The sequence below is a fragment of the Heliomicrobium undosum genome, assembly GCF_009877425.1.
Taxonomy (GTDB): domain Bacteria; phylum Bacillota; class Desulfitobacteriia; order Heliobacteriales; family Heliobacteriaceae; genus Heliomicrobium; species Heliomicrobium undosum.
In genome coordinates this window covers 17345-36222 of record NZ_WXEY01000007.1, presented here as the reverse complement: position 1 = coordinate 36222, position 18878 = coordinate 17345, and the positions used below count along the sequence as shown (strand labels likewise).

General features: G+C 59.3%; 20 protein-coding genes. 3 read left to right on the top strand and 17 right to left on the bottom strand.

The window, feature by feature from the left end:
• Positions 1-111: 111 nt before the first annotated feature.
• Positions 112-1938, top strand: coding sequence for an outer membrane protein assembly factor BamB family protein (locus tag GTO91_RS08415; protein ID WP_161257743.1), 1827 nt, complete (start codon positions 112-114; stop codon positions 1936-1938).
• Between the two features lie 119 nt (positions 1939-2057).
• On the opposite strand, the gene GTO91_RS08410 is transcribed toward GTO91_RS08415, so the two are convergent.
• The 4 genes from GTO91_RS08410 to GTO91_RS08395 all read right to left on the bottom strand — a co-directional run bounded on the left by GTO91_RS08410 (position 2058) and on the right by GTO91_RS08395 (position 4967).
• A complete protein-coding gene (locus tag GTO91_RS08410) occupies positions 2058-3005 on the bottom strand; it encodes a polysaccharide deacetylase family protein (protein WP_161257740.1) in 948 nt (315 codons plus the stop codon).
• A 341-nt stretch (positions 3006-3346) separates the two neighbouring features.
• Entirely contained in the window at positions 3347-3532 is a 186-nt protein-coding gene (locus GTO91_RS08405) for a hypothetical protein (RefSeq protein WP_161257738.1), read from the bottom strand.
• A gap of 429 nt (positions 3533-3961) precedes the next feature.
• Positions 3962-4378 (bottom strand): phage holin, LLH family, encoded by a 417-nt coding sequence (locus GTO91_RS08400; protein WP_161257735.1) that lies wholly within the window; start codon positions 4376-4378, stop codon positions 3962-3964.
• 172 nt (positions 4379-4550) lie between these two features.
• A complete protein-coding gene (locus GTO91_RS08395; protein ID WP_161257732.1) occupies positions 4551-4967 on the bottom strand; it encodes a hypothetical protein in 417 nt (138 codons plus the stop codon).
• 304 nt (positions 4968-5271) lie between these two features.
• Between GTO91_RS08395 and GTO91_RS08390 the strand changes: the two genes are divergently transcribed.
• On the top strand, positions 5272-6030 hold the full coding sequence (locus GTO91_RS08390) for a YdcF family protein (protein WP_161257729.1): 759 nt from the start codon (positions 5272-5274) through the stop codon (positions 6028-6030).
• Positions 6031-6051: 21 nt separating this feature from the next.
• Here the strand turns inward: GTO91_RS08390 and GTO91_RS08385 are convergent, their stop codons facing one another.
• Positions 6052-6552, bottom strand: a complete 501-nt coding sequence (locus tag GTO91_RS08385) for a nitroreductase family protein (protein WP_161257726.1) — start codon at positions 6550-6552, stop codon at positions 6052-6054.
• Positions 6553-6643: 91 nt separating this feature from the next.
• Between GTO91_RS08385 and GTO91_RS08380 the strand changes: the two genes are divergently transcribed.
• Positions 6644-7060 (top strand): secondary thiamine-phosphate synthase enzyme YjbQ, encoded by a 417-nt coding sequence (locus tag GTO91_RS08380; protein ID WP_161257723.1) that lies wholly within the window; start codon positions 6644-6646, stop codon positions 7058-7060.
• 148 nt (positions 7061-7208) lie between these two features.
• On the opposite strand, the gene GTO91_RS08375 is transcribed toward GTO91_RS08380, so the two are convergent.
• From GTO91_RS08375 to GTO91_RS08320, 12 genes are all read right to left on the bottom strand, one after another.
• The gene (locus tag GTO91_RS08375) at positions 7209-7796 is read right to left on the bottom strand and encodes a DJ-1/PfpI family protein (RefSeq protein WP_161257721.1); all 588 of its coding nucleotides are present in this window, start codon (positions 7794-7796) and stop codon (positions 7209-7211) included.
• A gap of 325 nt (positions 7797-8121) precedes the next feature.
• On the bottom strand, positions 8122-8397 hold the full coding sequence (locus GTO91_RS08370; RefSeq protein ID WP_161257718.1) for a hypothetical protein: 276 nt from the start codon (positions 8395-8397) through the stop codon (positions 8122-8124).
• 31 nt (positions 8398-8428) lie between these two features.
• The gene (gene hypE, locus GTO91_RS08365; protein ID WP_161257715.1) at positions 8429-9484 is read right to left on the bottom strand and encodes a hydrogenase expression/formation protein HypE; all 1056 of its coding nucleotides are present in this window, start codon (positions 9482-9484) and stop codon (positions 8429-8431) included.
• 17 nt (positions 9485-9501) lie between these two features.
• On the bottom strand, positions 9502-10620 hold the full coding sequence (gene hypD / locus GTO91_RS08360) for a hydrogenase formation protein HypD (protein WP_161257713.1): 1119 nt from the start codon (positions 10618-10620) through the stop codon (positions 9502-9504).
• A gap of 100 nt (positions 10621-10720) precedes the next feature.
• Complete coding sequence (locus GTO91_RS08355) at positions 10721-10957, bottom strand: HypC/HybG/HupF family hydrogenase formation chaperone (protein ID WP_161257710.1); 237 nt, start codon at positions 10955-10957, stop codon at positions 10721-10723.
• A 3-nt stretch (positions 10958-10960) separates the two neighbouring features.
• Positions 10961-13522 (bottom strand): carbamoyltransferase HypF, encoded by a 2562-nt coding sequence (hypF, locus tag GTO91_RS08350; RefSeq protein ID WP_161257707.1) that lies wholly within the window; start codon positions 13520-13522, stop codon positions 10961-10963.
• Positions 13519-14178, bottom strand: a complete 660-nt coding sequence (hypB, locus tag GTO91_RS08345; RefSeq protein ID WP_161257704.1) for a hydrogenase nickel incorporation protein HypB — start codon at positions 14176-14178, stop codon at positions 13519-13521. Before hypB ends, hypF begins: the two co-directional genes overlap by 4 nt.
• Before the next feature lies 1 nt (position 14179).
• Positions 14180-14518, bottom strand: a complete 339-nt coding sequence (locus tag GTO91_RS08340; RefSeq protein ID WP_235919390.1) for a hydrogenase maturation nickel metallochaperone HypA/HybF — start codon at positions 14516-14518, stop codon at positions 14180-14182.
• Between the two features lie 33 nt (positions 14519-14551).
• Positions 14552-15055: a HyaD/HybD family hydrogenase maturation endopeptidase gene (locus tag GTO91_RS08335; RefSeq protein WP_161257698.1), complete on the bottom strand. Its 504-nt coding sequence runs from the start codon at positions 15053-15055 to the stop codon at positions 14552-14554.
• A 220-nt stretch (positions 15056-15275) separates the two neighbouring features.
• On the bottom strand, positions 15276-15977 hold the full coding sequence (cybH, locus tag GTO91_RS08330) for a Ni/Fe-hydrogenase, b-type cytochrome subunit (protein WP_161257695.1): 702 nt from the start codon (positions 15975-15977) through the stop codon (positions 15276-15278).
• 12 nt (positions 15978-15989) lie between these two features.
• Positions 15990-17726, bottom strand: a complete 1737-nt coding sequence (locus tag GTO91_RS08325) for a nickel-dependent hydrogenase large subunit (RefSeq protein ID WP_161257693.1) — start codon at positions 17724-17726, stop codon at positions 15990-15992.
• A gap of 6 nt (positions 17727-17732) precedes the next feature.
• Positions 17733-18851 (bottom strand): hydrogenase small subunit, encoded by a 1119-nt coding sequence (locus GTO91_RS08320; RefSeq protein ID WP_161257690.1) that lies wholly within the window; start codon positions 18849-18851, stop codon positions 17733-17735.
• Positions 18852-18878: the final 27 nt, after the last annotated feature.

Here is an 18878-nt window from a genome sequence, read left to right as displayed (position 1 = left end):
AGGTTTTCATGCGTAGAAAGGATCTGCATCATCATTCTCGAAAACCATACCATCCATCATGTATTCGATGACGTAATCATCTTGTAATGAATATCGCTGGAGGTGAACCGGTTGCGTCGCTGTTTTGTCCTCTTTGCCGGCGCGGCGCTGGCTGCCCTGTTGTCGGTCCAAACAGCCTGGGCGGCTACGGTGCAGTGGTCTGACGGGTCCATATTCGAGGGGGATATTCGAGGAGGCAAGATCGAAGGCCCCGGCACGCTGCGCTGGTCGAACGGAACGATCTATAAAGGCAAATTCTCCAACTCGCTCCCCCATGGCTATGGGCGGTTGCAATGGCCGAACGGCGTCTTTTATGAAGGCGATTTTCAAGAAGGGACATTCCACGGAAGCGGCGCATTGATGGAAAGCGCGAGCAATTACTATATTGGCGAGTTTCGCGCGAACCTGCCTCATGGCCTGGGCGTCCGAGGCAAAGACGGCGTAACCGATGCGGGTTTGTGGGACCAGGGGATGCCTGATCCAAACTACAGCCGGACCCGACAGAAAAAGACTGAAGCAACCTTTCGCAAAGGGCATGACACGATCCTGACGGGATCGCATGCGCTGGCTCCTGTTGAACCCTTTCTCACCCAAAACGGTTGGAGCGCCAAAACAAAGGATTACCGCTTCCCTGTCCTTTTCGAAAAATCGAACAGCCGCCTTCTCATCCAGGCGGATAATCCAATTGCCCTCTTGAACAACAAGCCGGTATGGCTCAACGCCCCTCCTGTATTTCGCCAGGGAGTCCTCTATGCGGACATGGGCGATCTCCTCTCCTGGTCCGGACGTCCGGCCTTAGGCAGCGTCTATTACACCCCTCAGGGAAGCGAGCCAACAACAGGGATGCCGCTTCACAGCCCCTCCCGCCAACTGCTGCAATATGGCCCGAAAAAGTTGAAAACGCCAGCGGCCGCTCTCTCTGCCGGAAGTCACTTTGGCGCGCCTGTCGTCGCCCGGGATGGAACCGTCTATGCCGGCACAGAGGCAGGCATCGTTTACGCCTTCGGCGCAGATGGTAAAGAGAAATGGCGGTACGATGCCGACGGCGCTATGAAGACAGCTCCGGTGCTGTCGCAAGGGCTGATCCTGATCGGCTCTTCGACACAGATTATCTCCCTTGACGCCGAAGGCGCGCTGCGATGGGCACATCCCTATAAGGTCAGCAAGGGCGGTTTGACGGCGGCGCCGAATGGGAGCGTCTGGGCCGCCTGCGATGATGGGGTTCTACTGCGGCTTTCTGCATCGACAGGAATCGTCCTGAATCAATTCACAATGACCAACGCTTCCTCCTTTGCGCCTGTCGTCGCCTCCGATGGAAGCGTCTATGCAGGCGGTTATGACAAGCGGTTGAACGCTTTCTCCGCTTCTGGGGAAATGAAATGGACTTTTGAGACCGGCGGGGTCCTATATGGACCGCCGGCTATCGGTCCTGACGGCGCCCTCTATGTCACCGGGCTGGACCTGAATGAACCGGTGCCGGGCGCCCGGAAACTCTACCTTAATGCCTTGGATGCGGCGACGGGAAAAGAAAAATGGAGGGCGTTGATCCTGGGCGGCAACCAGCCCTCTGGGATCGCCGTCGGTTGGAACGGAATCTACGTGGTCACTGATTCGCAACTGCTGGCCCTCTCCGCAACCGGACAAGTCCTTTGGAAAACCGATTTGACACCATATACCGATGCAAGAATCGTCGCCAGCACCCCCTTGATCGATCTCAATGGCATCATTTACGTCAATGCGAACGTTCCCTGCAGAGATGATTCTGCCGTCTTCGCCGTCGATCCCCAGGGGAAGGTGCTGGCAACCTGTAAGATCAACGGCGTCATGTCCGGTCCCATGACACTGGACATCTACGGAAACCTCGTCGCCGGCGCGGCAGACCTGATCCTCATCCAATAAAATGCATCGACCGACTCTCCATAAGACCCAAAATAAAAGGCTCAAAAAAGGACTCTCTACGCAAAGAGGCTGCTCGCTGAAAGCAGCCTCTTTGCGTTTTCGTCAGTGAAAAGAGAGCGTTATTGATAATCGTCGACAGCCAGCAACTCCGCCACCGTCACGAAGACGAACCCTTTTTGTCTCAATCCGGCGATCATCGAAGGGAGCGCCTTCGCCGTCGCCCCCCCGTTGCCTCCGCTGTGCAGCAGGACAATGTCTCCGGCGCGGGCATTTTCGATGACGTAGTCGGATATTTCTTCGGGCGTCTTACGGTCCCAGTCAAAGGGATCGAGCGACCAGATCACCGTTTTGTAGCCCCCCTGTTCCAACAAGGGCAGGACAGCCCTGTCGATATCACCGTAAGGCGGACGAAAAAGGGCCGGCGCTTTGCCGATGGTTTTGACCAAGGTCCGGGCAGTCCGATCCAGTTCGGAACGGATCGCCGCTTCGGTCGCTTTGGTGAAGCGAGGATGAGTGAAGCTGTGACTGGCCACCAGGTGCCCCTCCCGGTCCATCCTTTGTAAAACCTGGGGAAAGGCTTCGGCGTTTTCCCCGAGGACGAAAAAAGTGGCCGCCACACCGTGATCCCGGAGGATGTCCAGGATCCGCGGGGTGTTCCTCCTGTCGGGGCCGTCGTCAAAGGTCAGGCAGACACGGTTGCCCAGCGGCGCTCCGCCGATATAGACCTGCCCGGGGTGTTCGAGGGACAACTGCTCTACACCTTCCCGCCACTTCTGCCAGTTGGTCAATGCCTGCCCCCGCAAGGACACGGTGTTGCCGCGGATCGTACGGATAAGGTCTGCTTTTTTGATCGATCCCTCTCTCGACTGAAGGGGAGACAAATCAGACAGGGCATGGGGATTGGAGCGAGCAGCAGATTGGGGAGTGGGTTGGGTATTCCTTTGAGGCGCAGGTTGACCAGTCACCCCGAAGAGTGAAGCGATGGAAAACGGCGTTGGCCTCAGCGCCAACCCGAGGGCCAGCACTGCCACAACCAAGAGCGCTGCCCACATTTTTCGAAAGGCCATGATTGAGCCACCTGCTTTCCCGACGGCCGTCGCCGGTCATCCATTCCCGGAAGGAACTGCCTTTGCGATTACGCCTCGCCATTACGCCTTGCTGGCAGTTCCCCTACCGCTTGCTTCGCCGTCGCCTTCCGGAATCCTTCGCGTTTCCCGTAAAGGGTCTGGTCATACTACACCTTTAGCGGCTGTACAAGAGGTGGACGATGACGACAAGGGAACCGGCAAGCAAGACTCCTAAGGCAGTGGGCAATGAAATCATCCTGGGTGTAGGATAAAACACCTGTATTGCACGCAAAAAGCCGGCTTTTTCCTAGGCCGGCTAAACCAGTCTTCTTCGATTGTTCTTAGCGCCTCGTCGTCCCCTTGTCGATGGTCCGCACGTGGGTCTTCACTTCCTGCAGGTTGGCGGAGGGAACATAGTTGATATCGGGCGTGGCCACGTTGTTGAGATCTTCCGCGATGATATTCGGATCATCCATAATTGTTCCCGAATCTTCGCCGAGATTGGGAAGCACGACATTTTTCTCCATGGGATCACCTCCGGGTCTAGTATGACCGGACCTCGGAAAATCATCACAACGCCCCGCAATAAATAAAAACGCCGCTCACCGTGCACACGGTAGCGGCGCTTTTATCCACCCTCAAGTCCTACAAATCATCGTCATCCCACTGGGCCTGAGGATTGCTGACTGTCTTCAGGAATAAGATCCAGAGGCAAAACAATAGGTTGATCAGCCAAATCGATTCCATTTTGGTCCCTCTTTTCTCCCAACACGATGAACCCAGCCGCCGAAAAAAAGGACTTCTTCGCCCCGCCCGTTGGAAACAGTATTCTCCTGATCGTTGGTCTACAATTTGTACAATAACAGAACTGTATAACCTTTGCAACCACTATGTATAATATTCGTATAATTGAAAATTACGCAAAAAATACGGCTTGCGCTAGCGCAGGATTTCCCTTAGGCGACAGGCGCCTCCTCCGCGGAGGACGGCGCCTCCGGCCCACCATCGGCGATTTTCTTCAACTCGCTCAAGGATACGACCAGTCCCGCCTTTTTCGCTTCTTCGTAGGCAAATTCGACGGTCGACTCCAATTCGTCGGGAGAAACCTGAATGCCCTTTTCCGCCAGGGCGTTGCTCACCAGCAGAAGCGCTTTCTCGAACTGTTCCTTGCCGGAGAGTTCGCCGAATCGAGCCCGGGCAAAGACGACAGCCGACTGCGCCAGTTTGGTCACCGTCTGCCGTTGCTGCTCCGTCGTCGCAGACTTCATAAACTCGACAAGCGCCGGACCGTAGGAACGGATGGCAAAGGTGACCGTGACCATAACCCCGAAGACAATGACAAAGAGCCCGAGCAAAAACAGATTGGGATCCAAAACGCCTCAACTCCTTTTCCTAAACATGCCATGTGCATCGCCCTAAAAGAGGGTTCATTATCATTAATAGAGAAAATGCTGAAGAAGGTGACGGAATGACGTAAAAAAAGACCTGCGGCGTCCGCCACAGGTCCTTCAGCATACATTGTTTTTTCCGAATGCAACCCAAAATTTAACTCTTATCGCCTTTCCCGTCTCCTCCCCTCTTCCAAAGCCGGCGCAGCAATCGCCAAGCACCCAGCGCCATGAAATAGAGCGATGAAAACAGAAGAAACCCGGCAACCCCGGCGACGACATCCATGACCTCCATTCTTCCGCGCCCCAATATCTTTTGCTCCGCTTCAATCCCGATGGTCATGGCCAAGACCATGATGAAGGCTGTTGCGAAGGAGACGGCGGAGAGCCCCCAGCGGGACAGAAAACGGACAACCGCTTGGATAAGAAAAAAAAGGACGATACCCAAAAGTCCAATGATCCAAAAGTGCAGTTCCTTGTCAGTAAGACCGGCGCCTGCTCGCGACGACTCGGCGAGAATCCAATCGTGGCTGTCATTGATAAAACCGGCAAACCGCCGAAGCAGGACCTCCATGAATGCGTCGCTCCCTCTCGTTCCGCCCTTAATTATCTTTGCTCTAAGGTTATACGACTGCTTTCGCTCTTTTTTTCATTTGAACTTGATGTATTGTTTTAGCGTTAATGTATTGTCTTAGTGTTAATGTATTGTCTGCGCGTTGATTTATTGTCTTAGTCAAGCTTTTTCTTAGATTCGTTGCCTTGCGCAGCTTTTCACTGTTCGTGCCTATAATTACTTTCCCAGCATTCGTTTATCCTGGAAAAGGGCTGTACTATAATAGATGGTGTTTTGTCCGAAAAAAGAGGATAGGGGCGAGGCTATGGATACGCTCTTTGCCATGAAATTTATCTACAGTTTTATGCTTCCTCCCGGCCTGTTCATTCCCCTGCTCCTGTTGGCGGCGCTCTATTACCGGCGAAAGCACCAGCTTGGACCTGCCGGTTTCTCTGCAGCGATGGCGCTGTTGCTCTACCTGTTCTCCATCTCCGCTGTTGGCGAGACGATGATCCGCTCGCTGGAAAACCGCTACCTGCCGCCGGATAAGCCATCTGGAGACGTGATCATCATGCTCGGGGGAGGCGCCACCATGGACACGCCCGATGTAGACGGGTTGGGACAGATGACCGGCGGCAGCGCCAACCGCCTCTTGGCATCCGCTCGCCTTCATCGGTTGACCGGCGCGCCGATCATCGTTTCAGCCGGACAGGTACTTGAAAACACCGGCAACGAGTCCCGCATCGCCCTCCGCCAGTTGGCCGGCCTCGGCGTCCCCGAATCGATGATCATTGTCGAGGAGACGAGCCGGAACACGGAGGAAAACGCGCGCTATACCAAAGAAATCCTCGACGCGCGAGGATTTAAAAAACCGATTCTGGTGACATCGGCTTTTCACATGGAGCGGTCTGTTCGTCACTTTTCCAAGTTGGGCATGTCAACGCTTCCCTTCCCGACCGATTACCGGGTGAACCGGCAAGCCCTCTACACACTCAACGATTGGGCGCCTTCCGCTAGTGCGATGGGTAACGCGAGCCTGGCAATGAAAGAGTACCTGGGCCTGATTCCACTGTGGTTGAAATAACTAACAGCAATCATGATGCGGCTACCAGCGATCATAATGGATGCGCGATGGTTCGAAGCGGTTTGCCGGGGCCGGTTTTTCTGCGGCATATCCGACGGGGATCAAGGCAAAGGGGGTGACATGATCCGGAATTGCCAAGAGCTTCCGGAACTGCTCCACCCGGCTCGCTTCGGGGTAGACGCCCACCCAAACGGCGCCGAGGCCGAGCGCTTCAACAGCGATGAGCAGGTTCTCCGTGGCGGCTGAACAGTCCTGCACCCAGAAACCCTTGTACTTCTCCAGCGTCTCATCGCCGCAAACCAGGATCGCCACCGGCGCCTGCTTGACCATGCCGGCGTAAGGATGGAAGGCAGGGATCTGATCCAACTGGGCGCGATCACGGATGACGATGAAATGCCACGGTTGCTGGTTGCCCGCCGACGGCGCGCTCATGGCCGCAGCCAGCAGTTCCTTGACCGTCTCGTCCGAGACAGGTTGATCGGTGTATTTGCGCACACTTCTCCGGGAAAGAATCGCCTTCATGGGCATATCCCCTTTCCATAAATCCAGTTTTTATTTTTTGGATGAAGCAGTTCACATTATGTGCGGCTTCCCTACGAAAGGAGGAATGACGGTGCGTCACTACCGCAAGGAACTGTGGTTCGAAACGAAACAGCGCCGCCAGTTGATCAACATCACCGGGCAGGTCCAAGAGGTCCTGCGTGAAAGCGGCATCCGGGAAGGCCTGCTGCTCTGCAACGCCATGCACATCACGGCCAGCGTTTTTATCAATGACGACGAAGCCGGCCTGCACAGCGATTTTGAGGAATGGCTGGAAAAACTGGCGCCGGAAAAGCCCTATGACCGCTACCGCCATAACGGTTTTGAAGACAACGCCGACGCTCACCTGAAACGGACGATCATGGGGCGGGAGGTTGTCGTCGCGGTGACCCAGGGCAAGCTCGATCTGGGAACGTGGGAGCAGATCTTTTACGGCGAATTTGACGGCAAGCGGCGCAAGCGCGTTCTTGTCAAGATCATCGGCGAGTGAATCGGAAGGGTCCCAGGCGAACAGCCGGGGACCCTTTGTCATCAACAGCGTATGTAGCCGGCTTCATCAGACAGGGCATGCGGGCGCGTTGGGAGCGCGTTGGTCTTTCGCAATGGGGCGCAAACATCGTCAAAGCATCCGCTGAGAATCAGATGCGGATTTCCGCTCCCAGCAGACTCACGAAAGCGCGCAGGAATTCGGGGTGGGCCGGCCAAGCCGGGGCCGTCACAATGTGGCCGCTCGTGCAGGCGTTGCTGGCGGTGTCATTGACTGCCGCCCATGTTCCCCCGGCGCAGACGATATCGGGCATGCAGGCGGGATAGGCGGTGAAGGTGCCACCGGCGAGCACCCCGGCGGCGACGAGCACCTGCGGTCCGTGACAAATGGCGCCGATCGGTTTCTTGGCGGCATCGAAGGTCCGGACGATTTCGATTACCCGGGCATTCAACCGGATGTATTCGGGCGCCCGTCCGCCCGGAACGACCAGGCCCAGGTACTCCTCTTCCCGGACAACGTCAAAGTCGGCGGTGAGGGTGAACTGATGGCCCGGTTTTTCCGAATAGGTCTGATCGCCTTCAAAGTCATGAACCGCCGTCTTCACTTTTTCGCCAGCCTTTTTGCCGGGGCAGACGGCGTCCACCTGGTACCCGAGCATCGTCAGGGCTTGGAAGGGAACCATCACTTCGTAATCTTCCACAAAGTCGCCTACAAGCATGAGGATTTTTTTCGCTTCCACAGGGTCTCCTCCTTTTGCGCCTGTTCCTTTGTGTTCCGCCGTTATGGTCTATACCCAGGTTCTCTTTTCGACGGATCAGGCCTTAATCCTCCCTCTCGTTGCAATTGCGGTAACAAGTTTTTTATGACTTTATTTTTTTATGAGAAGCCATTTTCATAATCGCTTATAACCCGACGGGTCATGAAAGTGATTTAGATGTGTATACGTCGTTCGTTAAAACGTCGAGAACTCGGCGAAAAACCGGGTTCTCGATACTGACTGCGCATTTCATCGTCAACACACTGTTTTCCAAAGGTTTTTGCGCGATGATTTGTTGCGGGCGCAATTACCCGTTGAAGACCGTGGCCGTCGGCGACGGTCTCTGCGCCTCGACCGCTTCCTGCCGGCTGGCTGCCAGGTCCATCGCCCGGGCGGCCGCGTTTTCCGCCTCTTTCAGGGCCGTTGCCATCTGCTCCAGCAGTTCCGCCAGTTCGACCTCCTGCCGGTTATCTTTCAGGTAATCGGCCACATCCTTGGCGTCGTGAAAGAGCCGGTGGGTGCGGCCTTTCATCTGCCGGATGAGCAGTTGCAATTCGTTGGAAAAAGACCCCGGCGTGCACATGGGCTCCACCTCCTTCGATGTTTGCTGGTGATCAGCAGATCCGGGGCAGCGGATCTCCGGCGAGCATGTCGAGAATGCGGTGTCCTCCCAGCGGCGTCCTCAGGAAGACCCTGCCTTGTCCAACCCCCGTTCCCACCTCAACGCGGCCGATGGCGGCGGCGTTCCGGCCGAGGGGATGCTCGCGCAAAACGGCCAGGATCGCTTCCACCGCTTCCGATGCGGCGACGATAAGCACCTTCCCCTCGTTGGCCAGGTACAAGGGATCGAGACCGAGCAGTTCCGCAGCGCCCTGCACCTCTTCGCGGACGGGCAGATCCTGCTCTTCGAGAATGATGTCCAGGCCTGTCGATTGGGCCACTTCATTCAAGGTGGTGGCGACGCCGCCCCGAGTCGGATCGCGCATGAACCGGACGGACTCGGGAAAGCGTTCCAGGAGCATTTCCGTCAAGCCGTTCAAGGTGGCGCAATCGCTCTCCACAGGCGTGTCAAATTCAATGCCCGCCCGCTTGGAGAGGATGGCGAGCCCGTGATCGCCCACCGTTCCGTTGACCAGGATTGCATCACCGGGCATGATGCGGTGGTAACCCAGGTCCCGCCCTGCGGCAACGACGCCGACGCCGGCCGTGTTGATGTAGACGCCATCGCCGCAGCCCCGCTCGACCACCTTCGTATCGCCGGCGACGACAGCGACGCCCGCTTCGCTCGCCGTCCGGGCCAGCGATGCGACCACCTGTTCAAGGTCAGCGAGGGGAAAACCTTCTTCGAGGATAAAGGCGGCGGTCAGATAGAGGGGACGCGCCCCTGATACGGCCAGGTCGTTGACCGTGCCGGCGACAGCCAGTTTGCCGATGTCGCCGCCGGGAAAAAAGAGCGGCTTGACGACGAAGGTGTCCGTGGTCATCGCCAGCCGTCCCTCAGGCAAGCGGAGCAGGGCGGCGTCAGTCAAGTCCCGCAAGGCGGGGTGGTCAAAGTGGCGCAGGAAGATCTCCTGCACCAGACGGTGGGTTAAAGCGCCGCCGTCGCCATGGGCCAGCAGGATGCATTCCTCCGGCACGGCCGTCCCTCCTTCGCGCTCAATGTCATTCATTATGTATCCTTCGGCGGTTATCTTGTGAAGCGCTCATAGCGGTAGTAGGTGGCGCAGGTCCCTTCGTGGGAAACCATACAGGGACCCACGGGCCGGGCGGGTTCACACCCGCTGGCGAACAGCGGGCAGTCAAAAGGCGTCTTTTTGCCTTTGAGGATCTCCCCGCAAAGGCAGCCCTTCGGCGGCGCAGCCGACCTTTTTTCGAGGGGAAACCGGACTTCGGCGTCCCATGGCGCCAATTCCGGCTTTAGTTTCAAGGCGCTCGCCGGCACAATGCCGAGCCCGCGCCAATGGCCCTCCTGCAGGTCAAAGCAACGCGCCATGGCGTCAAGCGCCGACGGGTTGCCCTCTTCCCGGACCGCCCGCCCGTAAGCGTTGATGACAGCGTAGCGCTCCTCTAGAAGCAATGAGGCCAGGGCATCGACGGCGCTCAGCAGTTCCAGCGGCTCGAAGCCGGCCACCACCCCCGGCAAGCCCAGATCGCGAGAAAGAAAGTCCCAATAGCCTCTCCCGGTGATCAGGCTCACATGGCCGGGGAGCAGGATGCCGTCCACCTGAAGGTCCGGATCAGGCAACAGCGCCATCATGGCCGGCGGGGTGATCTTATGCAGCGAGTAGAGAAAAAAATTGTCCCTTCCCTCCCGCACCGCCTGTTCGACCGTGACCGCCGCCGTTGGGGCAGTCGTTTCAAAGCCGGCGCCGACAAAAATGATGGCCCTATCTGGGTTTTCCCGGGCGATTGCCAACGCGTCCAGGGACGAGAAGACCACCCGCACATCGGCGCCGCGTGCCTTTTCCTCCAGCAGGGTCGTCCGGCTGCCGGGCACCTTCATCATGTCGCCGAAGGTGGCGATGATGGCCCCGGACATTCCGGCAAGAGCGATGATCCGGTCGATGTCGACGTAGTCGCTGACACAGACGGGACAGCCAGGTCCGCTCATCAGGTGGACATGGGGCTTCAGCAACTCCCGGATGCCGGTCCGCGAGATGGCGGCCGTATGGGTGCCGCAGAACTCCATCACGTTGGCCCGCCTTCCCAACCGGTCGGTCAGCCGGTCCAATCGCTCCCGCACCCGCCCCGCCATCTGTCGTCCCAGTTCGGGATCGCGGAACCGCTTCAGGATCTCCTTGTGCAAAAAAATATCCCTCCCCAGGTACTTGCGCCCCTTGCTTTAGACCCGCTTCGCTCCTGTGAGCGCTCCTGTTGGCGCTGCACTCCTGTTTTGCGTCCCGATTTTACGCCCCGCCTTTGGCAGCCGAAAGGATCTCCTCCCAGGCCTTCAGGCTGTCGAGGGCAGCCTCCTCATCAAGGATCTGCACAGCAAAGCCGGCGTGAACGAGCACATAGTCGCCCACCTTCGCTTCGGGAACAAGGGTGAGCCCAACGGTTCTTTTATTGCCGAAGGATTCCACCTCGGCGAGAAAACCGCCTTCCTGAATGGCGGTGATACGCGACGGCGCAGCCAGGCACATCGGTCATTCCCCTCTCCACAAACTGATGACACCCTGCCCCAGGGCAAGCCCTCCGTCGTTGGCGGGCGCATTGCGAGGAACAAGCACGAAGAATCCTCTCCGGGCCAACAGACGGCGGGTCAATGTAAACAGGTAGGGATTCTGAAAGACGCCGCCGCCGAGGGCAACGCGATGAATTCCGCATTCCTCCCGCAGGGCCGACGACGCCGCTTCCGCCATTCGGACAATGGTATTGTGAAACCGGCTGGCGATGACCTCGACAGGCACGCCAGCCTCCCGGTCGGCCAAGAGGGCCGATAAGAGCGGCGCAAAATCGATTTCCCCGGTTCCGCGACTGCTTCCGCAACTGGTTCCTCTACCGGATTCCTCTCCCTTTGTCCATGCAAAGGGGTATTCCCCATCCGCCAATGCCGCCTCCAAGAGCCGTTCTGCCCTATCCGGCTGAGCAACAATCGCCTCTTCTTGATCCATGATGCCGTCCGTCACGGGCAAGGGTTCCTCGCCACAGCCGGTCAGCCCCAGCCGCAATCGGACCCGCTCGCCCAGTTCGATGGCGGCCTGACCGTCATAGCTGTTTTCCAGGCACAGTCCGAGCAGGGCGGCGACAGCGTCAAAAAGCCGTCCGGCGCTGGAGACGAGGGGCGTGTTCAGCCTTTTTTCGGCCATCCGGCGGGCGTTTTCGATCATGGCGGCCCGATCCGGAAAAAAGGCTTTCGCCTGTGACCAGCCGGCTTCGCCGAAGGCCTCGCCCAGGAAGGCGGCCGCCGTCAGCCAAGGTCGGCGGACAGCCGATTCTCCACCGGGAAGGGGAACCGGCCGCAGCCAGAAATGGCGACGGTAGTCGCGCAGGTCGCCTATGAGGATCTCAAAACCCCGGATCATGCCATCCTCCCCGAATCCGGTGCCATCGAGGATGATGCCGATGGCCGGCCCCGCCTCGCCGTTATCAGCGAGCACAGCAGCCAGGTGGGCGTGGTGGTGCTGGATGTCGTCGATGGGAAGGGATGTTGGCGCGCCATCACCATAGGCGATCTCCTCCGCCAGCGCCGTCATGCGGTACTGGGGATGACAGTCCCTGGCCACCCGTTGGGGCGACAATTCGAGCAACCGCTCCAGGTTCCACAGGCTTTCCAGGTAGTTGTCACGGCCCTCGCGGGTGTCCACATCGCCGATATGCTGGCTGAGGTAGGCGGCGCCGCGGCCAAAGAGGGCGAAGGCGTTTTTCATCTCCGCCCCAACAGCCAGGAGGATCCGGTCAGATGCGCCCCCCGTCCAGGGAACGGGGATCCCCGCAGGCACATAACCGCGTGAACGGCGGTAAAACTGAAGGGTATCGTCAATGACGCGGACGACGGAATCATCGGCGCGACTGACGATCTCGCGGTCATGAAAGACAAAGGCGTCTGCGATGCCGCTCAACTGGGCGAGGGCCGCCCCATTGTCCCGGACGAGAGGCAACCCGCCGGGGTTTCCTGAGGTCATCACGAGCAGGTCGAGGGATTCATCGAAAAGCAGGTAGTGGAGCGGCGTATACGGCAGCATGGCGCCCAAGGTGCCTGTTCCCGGCGCCAGGTTGGCAGGGAGCGCGGCGTCCTCTCGCCGTTCCAGGATGACGATAGGCGCTTCCGGTCCCGAGAGCGCTGCCGCCTCCCGATCGCTGATCCGGCAGATCCGGCGGAGGGTCGCCAGGTCCCGTCCCATCACCGCCAGGGCTTTCGCCGGTCGCCGCTTGCGACGGCGCAACTCGGCGATGGCATCGCCATTTCGCCCGTCGCAGACGAGATGAAACCCGCCCAGCCCTTTGATGGCGATGATGTTTCCCTGCCTGATCGACTCGCGAAAGAGTTGGACCCAGTCGCCAGTGATCTCCCGCCCGTCGCCACCGGCGAACCAGACGCGAGGACCGCAAAGGGGACAAGCCGTCGGCTGCGCGTGAAAGCGGCGGTCCTGGGGATCGTCGTAATCACGGCGGCAAGCCGGGCACATGGAAAAAGAGGCCATGCTCGTCTGGGCGCGATCGTAGGGAACCTGCCGGATGATGGTGAAGCGGGGTCCGCAGTGGGTACAGTTGGTAAAAGGGTATCGATAATGGCGATCGGCCGGATCTTCCATCTCGCGACGGCATTCCGGGCAAAGGGCGGCGTCGGGGGGGACACTGGCATGGGCAACATCCTCTGTGGCCCTGTCCAAAGCATCGCTCACGGCGATGGAAAAAAGGCGAAGACCCTCGACAGGCGCTTCCTGGACCTGCACACAGTCAATGCGGCTCAAGGGGGGCGCTTCTGTCTTCAGGGCCTGCAAAAAAGCCTCTATCGACCCAAGCGCGCCTTCCAACCGGACCTCGACACCCTTCGCACCGTTCAGCACCCAGCCGGCCAAGCCGAGGCTCGTCGCCAACCGGTAGACGAATGGCCGGAAACCGACGCCCTGGACGGTGCCGGTGATTAGGACCGTCCGGGCCGATTGAGCAGCCTGATTCGCGATCTCGCATTTTGACACAGCATGGTCCGCCCCATCACGGCCTGCGGCAGACCGTTCCGCCCTATCGCTTTTCCCACCCGTCATCGCCGGCGGCGCTCCTCCACTTGAGCCAGCAACCACTCGCTCCAGCGGTCCATCCCTTCCCCCGTGCGGGCCGACAGATCAAAACGGGGCAGGCCGGGGTGGATCCGTCCCAGATCGTCGGCCAGTTCGTCGAGGTGAAAATCGGTGAACGGCAACAGGTCGATCTTATTGAGGAGTAGGGCGCCGGCCTCCCGGAACATGAGCGGATACTTGGGCACCTTGTCGTTGCCCTCCGTCGTGGACAGTACGACGACCTTCATGGCCTCCCCCAGATCAAACTCAGCGGGGCAGACGAGATTGCCCACGTTCTCCACGATCAACAGGTCGAGGCCGTCCAGGTCAAAGGCGGGCAGCACGTCGCGCACCATGGCGGCGTCGAGGTGACAGGCGCCGTGGGTGTTGATCTGAACGACAGGGATGCCGAGACGGGCGATCCGTTCGGCGTCCTTCGTCGTCGCCACATCGCCCTCGATGACGGCGAGGCGCAGGCGGTCCTTTAGGGCGGCCAGCGTCTTTTCCAGCAGCGTCGTCTTGCCGGCGCCGGGCGAACTCATCAGGTTGAGCAGGAGTATCCCTTTTTCCTCCATCAGCCGGCGGATCTCGCCGGCGATGGCCGCATTGGCGCCGAGCAGGTTTTGGCCCAACTTGATCTGCATGTCAGTCACCCTCAAAGTAGTCGATTTGCAACTCCCGGCCCTGGATAATTTCAACGGCGAAGCCGCCGCAACCGGAGCAGAGAAAGCCGAAGTTTCCCTCTACAGCGAACTCGACGCCGCAATCGCGGCAGCGGCCCCGCGTCTCCCGCTCCTCGATCTCCAACTCGGCGCCAGGCGCAAAGAGGGGTTGTTCCCGCAGGACAGAAAAGGCGAACTGGAGCGCATCGGGCAAGGCGTGGGTCAAGGCGCCGACAGTGAGCTTGACTTTTTTGATCTTGGCGATGTTGTGCCGGGGCGCCTCGCTGGCCAGCACTCCTACGAGGCTTTCCATCAGGGCCATTTCATGCACGCAGCTTCCCCTCCTCCCGCCCTTTCATCCCTTCGGCGTTACCGAAACGCCCCAGCGTCCGAGCAGTTCTAAGACCGCCCCGGTCACAGCGGGCAGTGTAGCCGCTACCGTCGGCGAGAGCTCTGTACCCCATTCAAGGCTTTCCGGCTGGACGCCAACGAGCGCCATCTGATCGGGCAGGGTTCCCCGCAGGCTCGCCAGGGCCAGCACCTCTTGAAACCCCATCTGGTGCTGGGACATCTTCACCCCCAGATAGCGGGGCAGTTCCTCCCCTTCGAGGCGGACGAGACTCCCCGGCGCTTGACCGGCGTTCACGGCATCGATGCAGAGGAAGTGGCTCGCCTCTTCCAGGTGTTCGAGCAGGATGAGGCCCAGCGTTCCCCCATCGATCAACTCCACCTCCGGGGAAAAAGCGTAACCGGCTTCGATCCGTCGAATGGCGTGGACACCTAGGCCCTCGTCAGTGAAAAGCAGGTTGCCAAGGCCCATGACGATGATCTTGGTTTCCTCGTTTTGCTTGTTTTCCATCGTGACCCTTTCTGTCCAGAAGAACGGCGGGGCAACCTGAACGCCCCCATGGCGCAGGTCACCCCAACCGTTCCGATAACGTTATGAAACCATTGTAGCATCACAAGACTTGTATTGCCTACGTAAAACCTTATCTCCCAGCCTATTAGAGGCTTCTGCCACCCTTTGCGCAGGCTAACAAAAGCGCCATTACCGCCCGTTGTTAGGATTACAACCGTTCCTAGGCCTTGCTGTTCTCCTGGCAGTCGAACTTGTAGCCGCTGACCATGGAAGAGAGGGTGCCGTTGCGGGCGAACATGTCGTGGCGGATGGACAGGTAGAGGTGGACGATGATAAATGCCACGATCCCCCAGGCCATCAGCCGGTGCAGCATGTGCACGGTGAAGCTCTGCCCCAGGAGGGTGAAGACCCAGCCGAAGGCGGCGCTGATCATCCCGTTGGGATGAAGCTCGCCGTACATGGCCAGTCCGGTCACCGACATGAAGATGGAGCCGACCATGATGAAACCGAAGTAGGCCAGGTTGGCGACCGGGTTGTGGCCCAGGTGTTCATCGTGGTGGTGTTTCAGAAAGAGGTAACTGAGGAGCACGTCAAAAAACTCTTGCCAGAACTCCTTCTGCCAGGGCCAGTGATGGCTGCGGGCATACTCGTTGCCCACGAAGGCCCAGTAGAGGCGGAAGTGGTAGATGGCGATAAAGACGTAGCCGGCGGCGATGTGCCACATGAAGGACTTGCCCATCCAGAAGACGGTTGTCGCCTCGCCGTTGACGACCGTTGGCTTGAGGGCCGGGCTGCCGATGTAAAGGCCTGTCGCCATGAGGATGACGATGCAGAGGGCGTTCACCCAATGGTAGAACCGGACCGGCAGTTCCCAGACATAGACCGTCTGCAGGCAGCGCAGGCCGGTTTTCATATCTTTCATGGCCCTACCTCCTTACCGCAAGACATCGATTGTGGTGATCTCCCGGTTCTCCGTGTCTGTAAGGTGGGCAGCGCAGGCCAGACAGGGGTCGAAGGAGTGGATCGTCCGCAGCAGTTCGACCGGTTCCTCCGGTTTGGCCAGGGGCGTGCCGATGAGGGCCGCCTCGATGGCGCCGGGCTGGTTCTTGTGGTCTTTCGGGGAGCCGTTCCAGGTCGTCGGGACGACGCACTGGTAGTTGGCGAGTTTGCCGTTTTGAATATGGCACCAGTGGCCGAGAGCGCCGCGGGGCGCTTCGGAGATACCGACGCCCTTGCAGTCCTTGTCCCAGGTCGAGGGCTCCCAGCGCTCCTTGTTGAAGGTGGTCTGGTCGCCGCTCTTGATGTTGGCGAGCAGTTCGTTGTAGAACTGCTTCAGCCAAGTGGCGCAAAGCTTCGTCTCGATGCCGCGAGCCGCCGTCCGGCCGAGGGTCGAGAAGAGGGCTTCGGGACCGACGCCGAGGCCGCCGAGGACCTTGTCGACTTCGCTCTTGACGAGGTCGTGGGCCTTGCAGTCTTTCTTGGCGTAGGCGACGAGCATGCGAGCCAGGGGGCCGACCTCGACGGATTTTTCTTTCCAGCGGGGCGATTTGAGCCAGGAGTAGGCCTGGTTGAAGGCGCCCGACTCGTCGAGGGTCTTATAGGGAGGCTTCGGACCGGTGTAGTTGATGTTCGTCTCGCCGTCCCAGGGATGGAGGCCGCTCTTGGAGTTTTTATACCAGGAGTGGTCCGTGTATTCCAGGATCTGCTCGGGATCGCGGGGATCCACGTCGAGAACCTCGCCCAGGTTTTTGTTGAGGATGACGCCGCGCGGGAAGAGGAAGCCCGCCGGGTCGTTGATATGGGTGGTGGGCAGGTCGCCGTAGCAGAGGAAGTTGCCCACGCCGCCGCCATAGGCCGCTGTGTCCTTGTAAAAGGAGGCGATGGCCAGCAGATCGGGGATGTAGACCTGTTCGACAAACTCCATGGCCTCGTCGATCAGGCGGCCGATCATGTTGAAGCGCTCGATGTTGAGGGCGTTGTCGCTGTTGATGTCGATGGCCGAGGCCATGCCGCCGACGACATAGTTCGGGTGAGGGTTCTTGCCGCCGAAGATGGTGTGGATTTTGACGATCTCCTTCTGCCAGGAGAGCGCCTCCAGGTAGTGGGCCACCGCCATCAGGTTGGCTTCCGGCGGCAGCTTGTAGGCCGGATGACCCCAGTAAGCGTTGGCGAAGATGCCGAGCTGGCCGCTGTCGACGAAGGTCTTCAGCTTCGTCTGGACGTCCTTGAAGTAGCCGGCCGTCGATTTGGGCCAGCGGGAGATGCTCTGAGCCAGTTGGGCCGTGGCGGCCGGATCGGCCTTCAGGGCGTTCGGGATGTCGACCCAGTCGGGCGCGTGCAGGTGGTAGAAATGGACCACATGATCATGGACATAGAGGGCGGTGAACATGATGTTGCGGATCAGTTCGGCGTTTTTGGGGATGCGGATCTTGAGGGCATCTTCCACGGACCGCACCGAGGCGAGGGCATGAATAGTGGTGCAGACGCCGCAGATGCGCTGGACGAGCGCCCAGGCGTCGCGAGGATCGCGGTCGCGCAGGATGATTTCCAGGCCGCGGATCATGGTGCCGGCGCTGACGGCATCGACGATCTTACCGCCCTCTACCTTGGCTTCGACGCGCAGGTGGCCTTCAATCCGTGTGACAGGGTCGACGACGATGCGTTCTGCCATTTATGTTCAACCTCCCAGAGAATCTTTGTCGCAGCCGCCTTTGGTTTCCTTCTTCTCTTCCGCCCGCTTGGTGACGGCGGAGAAGCCGGCGTGAACGGCGGCGCCGACAGCAGCGGCTCCGACGGCGGCGATGCCGAACTGGTCGACGTTCATGCCGATGTTCATGCCGGGCACCTCGGCCAGGTGGGTGTAGAAGGACTGACCGCCAGTGTTGTCCCAGAAGCCTTTTTCCGAACAGCCGATGCAGGGGTGGCCGGACTTGATGTCATAGCTGACGCCGCCGTTCCACTCCATGTTGGCGCAGGAGTTGTAGGTGTTGGGCCCTTTGCAGCCGACTTTGTAGAGACACCAGCCCTGCTTGGCCCCTTCGTCGTCAAAGGATTCCACAAACATCCCCGCATCGAAATAGGCGCGGCGGTTACACTTGTCATGAATGCGGTGACCGTAGAAGGCTTTGGGCCGGCCTTCGCGGTCCAGTTCCGGCAGGCGGTCGAAGGTGAGCAGGTGGGTGATCACGCCGGCCATCACCTCGGCGATGGGCGGGCAGCCGGGCACGTTGATGATGGGCTTGTCTTTGATGATCTCCTGGACCGGCACGGAACCGGAGGGGTTGGGGTTGGCGGCGGCGATGCAGCCGTTGACGGCGCAGGAACCCCAAGCGATGATCGCCTTGGCGTTTTTGGCTTCCTCTTTGAGGATCTCGACAGAGCTTCTGCCGGCCAGGACGCAGTAGATGCCGCCGTCTTTGGTCGACACGGCCCCTTCGACGGCCAGGATGTAGTTGCCTTTGTTCTCCTCCATGCTCTTGCGGGCGGCCTCTTCGGCGCGCTCGCCGGCGGCGACCATCAGGGTTTCATCGTAGTCCAGGGAGATCATGTTGAGCAGGATGTCCGCAGCGATGGGGTGGTGAGAGCGAATGAAGGATTCGGTGCAACAGGTGCATTCCACCAAGTGACGCCAAATGACGGGAATCCGTTTTTTCGTTTCTAAGGCTTCGGCAATCTTCGGGACCGATCCGGCGCTCAGACCAAGGGAGGCGGCCATGACGGTGCAAAACTTGAGGAAGTCCCGCCGGCTGACGCCACGGCGCTCGAGATACTGATAATAGGTTTCCTCTTTTGCCATTTACTTTCACCCCTGATTTTCCAATTT

Excerpts from the sequence above, each read along its gene's own strand:
- GTO91_RS08410 (WP_161257740.1), bottom strand. The coding sequence starts at position 3,005 with ATGGCCTTTCGAAAAATGTGGGCAGCGCTCTTGGTTGTGGCAGTGCTG.
- GTO91_RS08405 (WP_161257738.1), bottom strand. The coding sequence starts at position 3,532 with ATGGAGAAAAATGTCGTGCTTCCCAATCTCGGCGAAGATTCGGGAACA.
- GTO91_RS08395 (WP_161257732.1), bottom strand. The coding sequence starts at position 4,967 with ATGGAGGTCCTGCTTCGGCGGTTTGCCGGTTTTATCAATGACAGCCAC.
- GTO91_RS08390 (WP_161257729.1), top strand. The coding sequence starts at position 5,272 with ATGGATACGCTCTTTGCCATGAAATTTATCTACAGTTTTATGCTTCCT.
- GTO91_RS08385 (WP_161257726.1), bottom strand. The coding sequence starts at position 6,552 with ATGAAGGCGATTCTTTCCCGGAGAAGTGTGCGCAAATACACCGATCAA.
- GTO91_RS08370 (WP_161257718.1), bottom strand. The coding sequence starts at position 8,397 with ATGTGCACGCCGGGGTCTTTTTCCAACGAATTGCAACTGCTCATCCGG.
- hypE (WP_161257715.1), bottom strand. The coding sequence starts at position 9,484 with ATGAATGACATTGAGCGCGAAGGAGGGACGGCCGTGCCGGAGGAATGC.
- GTO91_RS08355 (WP_161257710.1), bottom strand. The coding sequence starts at position 10,957 with ATGTGCCTGGCTGCGCCGTCGCGTATCACCGCCATTCAGGAAGGCGGT.
- hypF (WP_161257707.1), bottom strand. The coding sequence starts at position 13,522 with ATGACGGGTGGGAAAAGCGATAGGGCGGAACGGTCTGCCGCAGGCCGT.
- hypB (WP_161257704.1), bottom strand. The coding sequence starts at position 14,178 with ATGCAGATCAAGTTGGGCCAAAACCTGCTCGGCGCCAATGCGGCCATC.
- GTO91_RS08340 (WP_235919390.1), bottom strand. The coding sequence starts at position 14,518 with ATGGCCCTGATGGAAAGCCTCGTAGGAGTGCTGGCCAGCGAGGCGCCC.
- GTO91_RS08335 (WP_161257698.1), bottom strand. The coding sequence starts at position 15,055 with ATGGAAAACAAGCAAAACGAGGAAACCAAGATCATCGTCATGGGCCTT.
- cybH (WP_161257695.1), bottom strand. The coding sequence starts at position 15,977 with ATGAAAGATATGAAAACCGGCCTGCGCTGCCTGCAGACGGTCTATGTC.
- GTO91_RS08325 (WP_161257693.1), bottom strand. The coding sequence starts at position 17,726 with ATGGCAGAACGCATCGTCGTCGACCCTGTCACACGGATTGAAGGCCAC.
- GTO91_RS08320 (WP_161257690.1), bottom strand. The coding sequence starts at position 18,851 with ATGGCAAAAGAGGAAACCTATTATCAGTATCTCGAGCGCCGTGGCGTC.